Annotated in this window: 11 protein-coding genes; 6 read left to right on the top strand and 5 right to left on the bottom strand. The window is 66.7% G+C overall.

The features are described from left to right. On the top strand, positions 1–296 hold a 296-nt coding region (locus VIR09_RS25620), incomplete at its 5' end, for a c-type cytochrome (RefSeq protein ID WP_332015403.1). A gap of 106 nt (positions 297–402) precedes the next feature. Here the strand turns inward: VIR09_RS25620 and VIR09_RS25615 are convergent. Continuing rightward, positions 403–1,176, bottom strand: a complete 774-nt coding sequence (locus VIR09_RS25615) for an IclR family transcriptional regulator (protein ID WP_332015402.1) — start codon at positions 1,174–1,176, stop codon at positions 403–405. A gap of 211 nt (positions 1,177–1,387) precedes the next feature. On the opposite strand from VIR09_RS25615, the gene VIR09_RS25610 reads away from it, so the two are divergent. Genes VIR09_RS25610 through VIR09_RS25600 form a run of 3 tightly spaced genes read left to right on the top strand, consistent with a single transcriptional unit; the run spans position 1,388 to position 4,888 of the window. Continuing rightward, positions 1,388–2,467 (top strand): GTP-binding protein, encoded by a 1,080-nt coding sequence (locus VIR09_RS25610; RefSeq protein WP_332015401.1) that lies wholly within the window; start codon positions 1,388–1,390, stop codon positions 2,465–2,467. Then, positions 2,448–3,881: a dihydroorotase family protein gene (locus tag VIR09_RS25605; protein ID WP_332015404.1), complete on the top strand. Its 1,434-nt coding sequence runs from the start codon at positions 2,448–2,450 to the stop codon at positions 3,879–3,881. The genes VIR09_RS25610 and VIR09_RS25605 overlap by 20 nt, the downstream gene beginning before the upstream one ends. Before the next feature lie 41 nt (positions 3,882–3,922). Further along, positions 3,923–4,888: a tripartite tricarboxylate transporter substrate binding protein gene (locus VIR09_RS25600; protein ID WP_332015400.1), complete on the top strand. Its 966-nt coding sequence runs from the start codon at positions 3,923–3,925 to the stop codon at positions 4,886–4,888. A gap of 100 nt (positions 4,889–4,988) precedes the next feature. Here VIR09_RS25600 and VIR09_RS25595 read toward each other — a convergent pair whose 3' ends face one another. The 4 genes from VIR09_RS25595 to VIR09_RS25580 all read right to left on the bottom strand — a co-directional run bounded on the left by VIR09_RS25595 (position 4,989) and on the right by VIR09_RS25580 (position 9,778). Further along, positions 4,989–6,515, bottom strand: coding sequence for a 3-hydroxyacyl-CoA dehydrogenase (locus tag VIR09_RS25595; RefSeq protein WP_332015399.1), 1,527 nt, complete (start codon positions 6,513–6,515; stop codon positions 4,989–4,991). Positions 6,516–6,545: 30 nt separating this feature from the next. Continuing rightward, positions 6,546–7,775, bottom strand: a complete 1,230-nt coding sequence (locus VIR09_RS25590) for a CaiB/BaiF CoA-transferase family protein (protein ID WP_332015398.1) — start codon at positions 7,773–7,775, stop codon at positions 6,546–6,548. Between the two features lie 184 nt (positions 7,776–7,959). Continuing rightward, positions 7,960–9,108: an acyl-CoA dehydrogenase family protein gene (locus VIR09_RS25585; protein ID WP_332015397.1), complete on the bottom strand. Its 1,149-nt coding sequence runs from the start codon at positions 9,106–9,108 to the stop codon at positions 7,960–7,962. A gap of 46 nt (positions 9,109–9,154) precedes the next feature. Beyond that, positions 9,155–9,778 carry a TetR/AcrR family transcriptional regulator gene (locus VIR09_RS25580; RefSeq protein WP_332015396.1) on the bottom strand — a complete coding sequence of 208 codons (624 nt, stop codon included), beginning with the start codon at positions 9,776–9,778 and terminating at the stop codon, positions 9,155–9,157. Between the two features lie 182 nt (positions 9,779–9,960). Between VIR09_RS25580 and VIR09_RS25575 the strand changes: the two genes are divergently transcribed. Together VIR09_RS25575 and VIR09_RS25570 are read left to right on the top strand one after the other, a co-directional pair. Continuing rightward, the gene (locus tag VIR09_RS25575; RefSeq protein WP_332015395.1) at positions 9,961–10,932 is read left to right on the top strand and encodes a nitronate monooxygenase family protein; all 972 of its coding nucleotides are present in this window, start codon (positions 9,961–9,963) and stop codon (positions 10,930–10,932) included. Then, on the top strand, positions 10,929–11,461 hold a 533-nt coding region (locus VIR09_RS25570; protein ID WP_332015394.1), incomplete at its 3' end, for an enoyl-CoA hydratase-related protein. The genes VIR09_RS25575 and VIR09_RS25570, both read left to right, overlap by 4 nt.

The raw sequence follows: 11,461 nt of genomic DNA, 5'->3' as shown, positions 1-11,461 counted from the left end.
CGGCGCCCGCTCCGGCGGCTCCCGCCGCCGCCCCGCAAGCGGCAGCAGCGGTCAACCCGGCCGGCGAAAAGCTGTACAAGAGCGTCTGCTTTGCCTGCCATGCCACCGGCGTGGCCAACGCCCCCAAGTTCGGCGACAAGGCCGCTTGGGATCCGTACATCAAGACCGGCATGGACGCCATGGTGAAGGTCGCCATGCAAGGCAAGCCGCCGATGCCCCCGAAGGGCGGCGCGGCCAACGCCTCGGAAGACGATATCCGCGCAGCGGTGCAGTACATGGTGGATGCGGCGAAGTAAGACTTGCGGCCCACGATGGAAAAAAGCCCCTTGATCTGATCAAGGGGCTTTTTCTTTGCGCCGGACCGGTAGGCGCGAGCGGATTGCCAAGGCCGGATGCCGGTGTTCAGCTGCGGGCCACCCAGGCGCCATCGACCTCGGCCAGCTGGCTGCTGATCTGGCTGGCGGCCTCGATCACCGCCGCGCGAAATGGTTCGAGCCGGCAATGCTCGGCGCGCACGATCAGGCTCAATCCAGCCACCACGCGCTGCTCCAGGAAAATGGGCGCCGCAATGCCTATGGTCCCCGGGGTTATCTCGGAATCGCTGACAGCTACGCCCGCCTCGCGGATGGCATCGAGTTCAAGGCACAGGTCCTTCAGGCTCTTCCAGTGCGAGATGGCGCGCGCTTCCTCTTCATGGGCCAGGTACATGCGCTCCAGGGCGCGGCGGCTCTGGTGCGCCAGGATGACTTTGGAGGTCGCGCCGCGAAACATCGGCATGGTGGCGCCACGTTCGTAGCGTCCGACGCGCGCGGCCGGATCGCCGATTTCCTGGTGGATGCACATGACCTTGTCCTGGTAGCTGCGCGTCAGCACCGAGGCCGACGAGGGCGTGGTCGCCTCCACCAGGCGGCGCATGAGCGGCTCGGCCACCTTCAGCAAAGGATCGCCGTGGCGCATCAGCAGGTCGAAATGGGCAAAGGTGGGCCCCAACACATAGCGCGCGCCCATCACCGGGGTCAGGAAATCGGCGCGCACCAGTTCCTGCACGTCGCGATAGGCTGAACTGACGGACACATCCATCTCGACGGCGATGTCCTCGACCGACCATGCGGCGCGCCTGTCATAGAGCTGCAGGATGTGCAGTATCCGGTTGCGCGTCCTGATATCACCCGCCACGTCGACCTCTCCCTATCGTTACGCCTGTTTGGCGCGTGATTTCGCATCCATTGCGAAATTTAATTTCTCCGCGATTCTAGCAGCGTCACCCTCCCCCTCTGTGCCAAGGCGGGTGGCTCGAAACGACGGGACTTGCCAAAGCCTCAACTCAATGCAAAAATTCACTTAATCGCAATGGTTGCGAATTTAGTGTTTTTTGCAAGGACGGATCATGGCACATGGCGAGACCTCCGAAACGCGCATTCCGGTCACTTTGCTGACGGGATTCCTGGGCAGCGGCAAGACCACCCTGCTGAATCACTGGCTGCGCGACCCGGCGCTGGCCGGTGCGGCGGTCATCGTCAATGAGTTTGGCGAGATCGGCATCGACCACGCGCTGATCGCCAGCAGCAACGACAACACCATCGAACTGACCACCGGCTGCCTGTGCTGCACCGTGCAAGGCGACCTGGTCGAGACCCTGCGCGACCTGCGCGCCAAGCGCAGCGCCGGAACCATCGCCGCCTTCGATCGCATCCTGATCGAGACCACGGGCATGGCCGACGTGGTGCCGGTCATCCAGGCCTTGATGACGTTTCCAGTCGCACGCTCGTTTCGCCTGAATCGCGTGCTGACCGTGGTGGACGCCGTCAACGGGCCGGGCACGCTGGCCGCGCACCCGGAAGCCGTCAAGCAGGTGGCCGTCGCCGATGCCTTGATCGTCACCAAGACCGAACTGCCCGGCGCGCAAGTCACAGCACTGGTGGACACGCTTGCGCGCGTCAATCCGGGGGCAACGCGCGTGGTGTGCAACGCGGCGGCGCGGCCGGATGCCACGGTGCTGGACGGGCCGGACGTCTACGACGTGGACGTGCGCCCGGAGCAGGCCCGGCAATGGCTCAATGCCGAGCCTTACGCGGACGGGCACGGGCATGGTGGACATGCGCATGAACACACCCATAAGCACACGCACGCGCATGACCATGCGCGCATCGACAGCTTCTGCCTGGATTTCACCGCCCCCTTGCAATGGCCGCAAGTCAGCGCGTGGCTGGATGCCTTGGTCATGGCGCATCCGGACGAGCTGCTGCGCGTCAAGGGCATCCTGCACATCGCCGGCCACGAACGGCCCATCGTGCTGCAAGCCGTGCAGCGCCTGTTCCATCCCCCCACCGAATTGCCGGAATGGCCCGACACGGACCGGCGATCCCGCATGGTTTTCATCACCAAAGGCCTGAGCAAGGACTACGTCATGCAGGTCTGGGACACGGTGCGCCAGCGCGCCGTCCCGCCTGCCGCACGCGCGGCCTGATCGTTTTGGCATTCCCCATCACAAGGAAAACAGCATGGACACTTTGATCAAGAACGGCCTCGTGGTCACGCCGCAAGGCCGCGTGCGCGCCTCCATCGGCATCCGCGGCGGCAAGATCGCCGGCCTGTACGAGGCCGGCAGCGAGCCCCAGGCGCAGAACGTCATCGATGCGAGCGGCCTGGCCGTCCTGCCGGGCGCCATCGACATGCACTCGCACCATCGCCAGGGCTCGCAAAAGGGATTCGAATACAAGGACACGATCCTCACCGCCACGCAGCAATGCGCGGCTGGCGGCGTCACCACCAGCGTGGGCATGCCCAACGTCAATCCGCCTCCCAACTCGCTGGACCTGCTGGAAAAACAGTTCGCCATCTACCGCAGCGACGCCGTGGTCGACTGGAACTTCAATCCGGCGCCGACGATAGAGTCGGAGATGGAAGCCATGACCGCCACGGGCATTGCAGCGTTCAAGATCTTCATGGTGGTGGACACGGGACGGGACTACCCGCACATGCCCGGCATCGGCGTGCATGACCACGGCAAGCTGTTGCGCATCATGCAGCGCTGCGCCGAACTGGACGTGCCATTGATGGTGCACCCGCACGACCAGGCCTTGATGGATGTGATTGAACAGACCTATTGGGACCGCGGCGAACGCGACGCGCTTGCCTACGCGCGTGCCTATGCCGCTCATGATGGCGTGATCTGGGAAACCGCCATCGCCACCCTGCTGCGGCTGCAGAAGGCGGCCGGCTGCCATCTGCACATTCTGCACACCCAGACTGCCGGCAGCGTGCAGCTCATCCGCGAGGCCAAGGCGGCAGGCCAGAAAGTCACCTGCGAGATCAATCCCTGGGCCCTGTTCCTGGGTTGCGAATGGTCGGCCATCCAGCGCCTGGGCTCGTATGCACTGTCGTACTGGGTGCCGGAGAAGAACGTGCCCGGCCTGTGGGAAGGGCTCAACGACGGCACCATCGACATCATTGCCACCGACCACGCCCCGCACACGCGCGAAGAGAAGGAAGTGGGCTGGACCGATGGCTGGAAAGCCCATACCGGCACGCCGTCGACCCAGTTCTACCTGAGCATGTTCCTGACCGCGGCGCAGGAAGGCAAGATCAGCCTGGAACGGGTGGCCGAGGCCTGCTCGGCCAAACCCGCCGAATTGTTCCGGCTGCGCGAAAAGGGTGAAATACGCGCGGGCCTGGACGCCGATCTGGTACTGGTCGACCTGGAGACCGAATACGAAGTGCGCGACGAGGACGTCCTCAGCCTGGTGGGCTGGAGCCCCTACGCCGGCCGCCGTCTCAAGGGCAAGCCGGTGCGTACCCTGGTGCGCGGCGCCACGGTGTATGAAGACGGAAAGGTAGTCGGCGCCAAGGGCAGCGGCCAAATGGCTGCCGCGACCCGCTGAGTTCAAAGCCGCGCATCACTACGACACAAGGGGAAATCAACATGAATCGTCGTCAGTTCTCGCGGCTGCTGGCCACCTCGCCGCTGCTGCTATCCGCGCTGGCCCAAGCCCAGGACGCGTCCGCCATCACATTGATCGTGCCTTACCCGCCGGGCGGCAACACCGATTATGTGGCGCGCATCACCTCCGATTCCCTGCGCCGCACGCTGGGGTCGTCGGTGGTGGTGAAAAACCAGGCAGGCGCTGGCGGCACCATCGCTACCGATGCGCTGATCCGTTCCCGCAACGACGGCAATACGCTGATGGTGGGATCGATCGGCCAGGTTTCGCTGGTCCGGTTCCTGTTCAACGTGCGTTATGACCCGTTGAACGATCTGGTACCGGTGGCCAACATCGCCAGCAACCCGCTGGTGCTCACGGTGCCGTCCAGCTCGCGCTTCCAAACCCTGGCGCAGTTGATCGAGTACGGCCGGGCCAAACCAGGCGCGCTGACCGTCGCGCACGGTGGCGAAGGGTCGATGTCGCACATGTCGGTGCTGGTGTTCCTGAAGCGCGCCGGCATCGAGGCGACGCTGATTGGCTATCGAGGCGGCGCGCCCGCTCTGCTCGACACCATGGGCGGCACCACCGACCTGTACTCGGCCAACATCTCCGAGATCCTGCCTTATAAAGATAGCGGCCGCATCCGCTTCCTGGGCGTATCCAGCCGCCAGCCCGTGCCTCAGCTGCCCGGCGTGCCGGCCATCGCCGACACCATCGCTGGGCACGAGATCGAAACCTGGAACGGCCTGTTCGCGCCACCCGGCACGCCCGCGGAAGTGGTGGACAGGCTGGCCGACGCCGTGCAGGTGATGCTGCGCGACCCGGAAGTGCTGAGCAAATTCGACGCGTCCGGCAGCCAGCCGCGGGCAGGCGAGGTGAAGGACAAGTTCGCCCGCCGCATCCGCGACGACATCGCGCTGTGGACGCCGCTGGTCTCGCTGATCGGTGTCAAGCCGGCCAACTGAGGCGGCCGGTCCTTCAGGGAAAAAAAGCCCGCAAGACACAAAGTCTTGCGGGCTTTTTTGTACATGCCAGGGCGGTGCCCCGCCATGCATAGCCATCACATCACTGCTCGCCAGCCGCCTTCGTCAGCGACATGCCCAGCTGCACGCGGCGCTGCAGCCACAGGCTGGGGCGATAGCGCGGATCGCCGGTCACGCGCTGCATGCTCTTGAGGATTTCCAGGATGCGGTCGGCGCCCAGCTTGTCGCCCAGGGCCAGCGGACCCACCGGATAGCCCAGGCCCAGCGTCACCGCCAGGTCGATGTCCTTGGGCGTGGCGATCTGCTGTTGCGCGATGTCGCTGGCGATGTTGACGATGGTGGCCACGATGCGCTGGGCGATGAAGCCCGACGAATCCTCGATCACCGTGACCGGCACGCCGTCGGCGGCCAGCAGCGCGTGCGCGGCGTCGCGCCACTTGGCCTCGGTGGCGGGCGACACCATGATGGTGCGGCGCTTGGCAGTATCGAAGGCATAGAGCGTGTCCAGGCCGACCGTGCGGGCCGCGTTCAGGCCTTGCGCGGAAACCGTGGTGGAGACGTCCTCGCCGAAGGGCGTGACGAGGATCAGCGCGTCGGCATCGGGCGTGGAGCCGGTCACCAGCGTGGCGCCCAGCTTTTCGACCAGCGCGGCAGCGCGGGCGTAGCCTTCGGCGTGCCTGGGGCTGACCCAGACTTTCAGGTTCCCGGGCAGGGCCGGCACGGGCGGCTCGGCCGGCACCTGCTTCTGGCCGTCGGCATAGACGTAGAAGCCTTCACCCGCCTTGCGGCCGATCAGGCCGCCGGCCAGGCGCACCGTGGTGATGGGCGACGGACGGAAGCGCGGCTCGTCGAAGAACTGGCGGTAGATGGATTCCATGACCGGGTGGGACACGTCCAGTGCCGTCAGGTCCAGCAGTTCGAACGGCCCCATGCGGAAGCCGGCCTGCTCGCGCATGACGGCGTCGACCTGGGCGAAGGTCGCCACGGCTTCCTGCGCCACGCGCAGGCCTTCGGTATTCATGCCACGGCCGGCGTGGTTGACGATGAAACCCGGCATGTCTTTGGCGCGCACCGGCGTGTGGCCCATGCGATGGGCCAGCTCGGCCAACGCGTCGCCGACTTCGGGCGCGCTGCGCAGGCCGTCGATGACTTCGACCACCTTCATCAGCGCGACCGGGTTGAAGAAGTGGTAGCCCGCCACGCGCTGCGGATGCTTGCAGGCGGCAGCGATGGCGGTGATGGACAGCGACGAGGTGTTCGACGCCAGGATGCAATCTTCGGCCACCACGCCTTCCAGCGCGGCGAACAGATCGCGCTTGACGTCCAGGCGCTCGACGATGGCTTCCACCACCAGCTGGCAGTTCGACATGTCGGTCAGCGCGGTGGCGGATTCGACGCGTTCCAGCGCGGCCTGCGCGTCGGCGGCGCTCAGCTTGCCCTTCTGGGCCAGCTTGTCCCAGGTCTGGCGCAGCGACTCGCGCGCGGCCGCCACGGCATCCGCGCTGGTGTCGTACAGGCGCACGCGCAGCCCGGCTTGCGCCGCGATCTGCGCGATGCCGCGCCCCATGGCCCCGGCGCCGACGACGCCGATGGTTTGAATCTCCTTCATCAACACTCTCCTGCTTTTATTGGATAGGGTTCAGGCCCGGCTCTGCGCCAGCGCCAGGATTTCTTCGGCCGACAGGCCCAGCTTTTCGGACAGCACCTGCTCGGTGTGCTCGCCCAGCATGGGCGGCGGGCGGCGGTACTCGACCGGGCTGCTGGAGAACTTCAGCGGGCTGGCAGCAATCGGCACCGTGCCCGCGGTCGGATGCGCCATTTCGCGCTTCATGCCGCGCGCTAGCACCTGCGGGTCCTCGTAGACCTGGTCCAGCGTATTGATGGGACCGGCCGGCACGCCCACGGCTTCCAGCGCGGCCAGCCAGTGATCGCGCGCACCGGTAGCCATGCGTTCGGTCAGCAACGGCACCAGCTCGGCGCGGTTCTTCACGCGTTGCGGATTGGTGGCGAAGCGCGGATCGGCCGACAGCTCGGGCAGGCCGATCGCGCCGCAGTAGTTGCGGAACTGGCTGTCGTTGCCGACCGCCACGATCAGGTGGCCGTCGCTGGCCGCGAACACCTGGTAAGGCACCAGGTTCTGGTGCGCGTTGCCGGCGCGCTTGGGCGCCACGCCCGAGGTCATGTAGTTGAGGTTCTGGTTGGCCAGCATGCTGACCTGACAGTCCAGCAGCGCCATGTCGATGTGCTGGCCCAGGCCGCTGCGCGAGCGTTCGTGCAGCGCGGCCAGGATGCCGACCGTGGAGTACATGCCAGTCATCAGATCGGTCACGGCCACGCCCGCCTTCTGCGGACCGCCGCCGGGCAGGTCGTCGCGTTCGCCGGTGATGCTCATCAGGCCGCCCATGCCCTGGATCATGAAGTCATAGCCGGGGCGGCTGGCGTAGGGGCCAGTCTGGCCGAAGCCGGTGATGGAGCAGTAGATCAGGCGCGGGTTGAGTTCCTTCAGGCTGTCGTAGTCCAGGCCGTACTTGGACAGGCCGCCGACCTTGAAGTTTTCCACCAGGATGTCGCTTTGCAGCGCCAGTTCGCGCACCAGTTCGGCGCCGCGCGGCGAGGCGATGTCCAGCGCCACCGACAGCTTGTTGCGGTTGGCGGACAGGTAATAGGCCGCCTCGGTCGTGTCGTTGCCCGCCTCGTCCTTCAGGTACGGAGGGCCCCAGGCCCGCGTGTCGTCACCCGCGCCGGGGCGTTCGATCTTGATTACCTCGGCGCCGAGGTCGGCGAGGTTCTGGGTGCACCAGGGACCCGCCAGGACGCGGGTGAGGTCCAGCACGCGTATGCCGGTAAGGGGAGCGGGACGTTGCGACATTAGTAATCTTTTCGCTGGAAGAGAAATGAAAACGTCCGGCTTGCGGCGGTGCGCAAGCCAGACTGGAATTCCGTCATGCCGGCGGCGCGCGGCCGCTGGCGCGTCATATTCCGGCGCGGCCCAAGGCCGCTGCCGGATCACCGTCAGTCATGCAGGATATTAGCCTCTTGGGCCGTGTCCGCGCTTAGGAATGCGCCTTGATGGTTTCGCGGGCGATCACCAGCTGCTGGATCTGCGAGGTGCCTTCGAAGATGCGGAACAGGCGCACGTCGCGGTAGAAGCGCTCGACCGCGTACTCGGACATGTAGCCCGCGCCGCCGTGGATCTGCACCGCGCGGTCGGCCACGCGACCCACCATTTCGGTGGCGTACAGCTTGCAGCAGGCGGCCTGCATGGTGGTGTTTTCACCGCGGTCGCGCATGCGGGCGGCGTCCAGCACCATGCAGCGCGCGGCGTAGAGCTCGGCCTGGCTGTCGGCGATCATGGCCTGGATCAGCTGGAATTCGGCAATGGGCTGGCCGAATTGCTTACGCTCAATGGCGTACTTGACCGCGTCGCCCAGCAAGCGCTCGGCAATGCCCACGCACAGCGCGGAAATATGCAGGCGGCCCTTGTCCAGCACCCGCATCGAGGTGCGGAAACCATTGCCCTCTTCCCCGCCCAGCAGCGCGCTGGCCGGGACGCGGCAGTTGTCGAACACCACGTCGCTGGTCAGGGCGCCCGCCTGCCCCATCTTCTTGTCGGGCTTGCCGATGGTCAGGCCCGGCGTGCCGGCTTCGACCAGGAAGCACGAAATCGAGTTGGCGCGGCGTTCCGGCGCGGTGCGCGCCATGACCGAGAACAGGCCGGCGATGGGCGCGTTGGTGATGTAGCGCTTGGTGCCGTTGAGCACGTAGCTGTCGCCGTCGCGCACCGCGGACAGGCGCAATGCCATCGCGTCGGAACCGGCGTCGGGTTCGGTCAGCGCGAACGAGCCTATCAGTTCACCGCTGGCGAGCTTGGGCAGGTAGTGGGCGCGCTGCGCGTCGGTGCCGGCCAGCACGATGGCCTGCGAGCCAATGCCGATGTTGGTGCCCGCCAGCGAGCGGAACGCGGGCGAGGTCTGCCCCAGCTCGAAGACCACGCGCACTTCTTCTTCCATGGTCAGGCCCAGGCCGCCATGGTCGGGCGAGATGGACAGGCCGAACAGGCCCAGCTCGCGCATTTCGTTGACGATGTCCGGCGGCACCTGGCCGCTTTCGGCCAGTTCGTCTTCGGCGGGGATCAGGCGTTCGTGCACGAAGCGGCGCACGGCGTCCAGCAGCAGGTTCAGGGTTTCGGTATCGAGGGCCATGATGGGAGTCTCACAAAAAGCGGGGCAAGCCGGGAGCAGGCGCGTCTCAGGCGCGCATGCCTCCGACCAGTAGATCGAAATAGCCGGCGGCGATGGTTTCGGCGCTGTCGCCCTGGCCGGGCTTGTACCAGCGCACCATCCAATTCAGCATGGACAGCACGGCGCGGCCCGCCGCGGCCACATCCAGCGCGCGGAATTCGCCAGCCGCGACGCCCTGCGCGATCAGTTCGCGCAGGCGCTTCTCGTAGCCGTCGCGCAGCCGGGCGGCGTCTTCGCGTTCGGTCAGGGCCATGCCGGAATAGCCGATCAGCATGGTGACGAATTCGGGGTGGTGCTGCTCGAAGTAGCGCGCGTGGCCCACCATGAAGGCGCGCAGCCGGGCGGTAGCGCCCTCGGCCCGCGCGACATCCTGGGCCACGGCCTGGGTCAGGCCGCTCAGCGCGACCAGGATGATGGCGTCGTAGATGTCCTGCTTGGTGGTGTAGTAGTGGTAGATGGCCGCCTTGGATACGCCGAGCGCCGCGGCCAGGTCGGATACGGAGCTGCCGTCGTAGCCGCTTTGGGCGAAGAGCTTGGCGGCTTCTTCCAGGATGCGTTCGCGCGGAGCCGCCACGGTGGGCGGCCGGCCGGCGCGGGCGCGTTTCTGGGCAGGAGGGGCGGAGGTCGCCATGGCAGCCTTTAGGAGGGCCGCGCCGGCGCTGTCGGAGGCTCTTGCGAACCTCCATTGACAGCGCTTCGGCGCATGCCGTTTAATAAGGATTAATTAATTACCGGACGGTCGGTAGGTAATTATAGGCACACCCGCCAACGATGCTCAAGTCTTCTCTTGTGACCCTTTTCCGCGACGACGCCATGCCCCACTCTCTCGTGACTGATTTGTACGGCCAGATGTCCCTGCCGGTCATCTGCGCCCCCATGTTCATCGTGTCCAATCCCAAGCTGGTGGTAGCGCAGTGCACCAGCGGCATCGTGGGCTCGTTCCCCGCGTTGAACGCGCGCCCGCAGAGCCTGCTGGGCGACTGGCTCGACGAAGTCCAGGCCGGCCTGGCCTCGTACCGCGAGGCCAACCCCGGCGCGAAGGTGGCGCCGTTCGCGGTCAACCAGATCATCCACCAGTCCAACGATCGCCTGGAACAGGACCTGGCCGTGTGCGCCAGCCACCGCGTGCCGCTCATCATCACCAGCCTGCGCGCCCCCGGCGACCTGGTCAAAGGCGTGCACGATTGGGGCGGCAAGGTATTCCACGACGTGACCACGATCCGCCACGCCGAAAAGGCGCTGGAAGCCGGCGTGGACGGCCTGATCCTGGTGTGCGCCGGCGCCGGCGGCCACGCGGGCACGCTCAGCCCCTTCGCCCTGGTGTCCGAAGTGCGCCGCTTCTATGACGGCCCATTGATCCTGTCGGGCGCGATCACTTCAGGCGCGCACGTCCTGGCCGCGCAGGCCATGGGCGCGGACTTCGCCTACATGGGCACGCGCTTCATCGCCAGCGAGGAAGCCAACGCCAGCGAGGGCTACAAATCCGCCATCGTCGACGCCAGCGCCTCGGACATCCTGTACACCCCGTTCTTCACCGGCATCCCCGGCAACTACCTGAAGGCCAGCATCGCGGCCGCCGGTCTGGACCCGGCCAACCTGCCGCAGCCCGACAGCGGCGCGTCCAACTTCGGCTCCAGCCGGGTCAAGCCCTGGAAGGACATCTGGGGCGCGGGCCAGGGCGTGGGCGGCATCGCCAGCGTGCTGCCGACCCGCCAGATCGTGGACACGCTGCGCAGCGAGTACGCGGACGCCAAGAGCCGCCTGGCCCAGGGATTCGGCGCATGAGCGCCGGGCTGCAGGTCAGCCGCGACGGCGCGGTGCTGACGCTGACCATCAACCGTCCGGACCGCCGCAACGCGCTGGACACCGCCACCTACGCGGCGCTGACCGAACAGATTGCGCTGGCCTCCGCCGACACGGCGGTGGCGGCGGTGATCCTGACGGGCGCGGGCGAACATTTCACGGCTGGCAACGACTTGCGCGACTTCCAGGCGGAGCGCGGCGCGGGCGACAGCGCTGGCCTGACTTTCCTGCGCGCGCTGACCATGGCGGACGTGCCAGTGATCGCCGCGGTCGAGGGCTATGCCGTCGGCATCGGCGTGACCCTGCTGCAGCACTGCGATTTCGTCTACGTGGGCGAAGGCGCCACCTTGCGCATGCCGTTCGTGGCGCTGGGGCTATGCCCGGAAGGCGCGTCCAGCCTGCTGATGCCGCGCCTGGCCGGCGCCCGCCGCGCCGCCGAATGGCTGCTGCAGGGCAAGGCGTTCACGGCGCAAGACGCCTGCGACGCCGGGCTGGCGACTTCGATCACGCC

It is taken from the genome of Achromobacter sp. (assembly GCF_036567245.1).
GTDB lineage: Bacteria > Pseudomonadota > Gammaproteobacteria > Burkholderiales > Burkholderiaceae_B > Achromobacter.
Note: the sequence above shows the minus strand (reverse complement) of the source record. Positions and strands in the feature narration are given on the sequence as shown.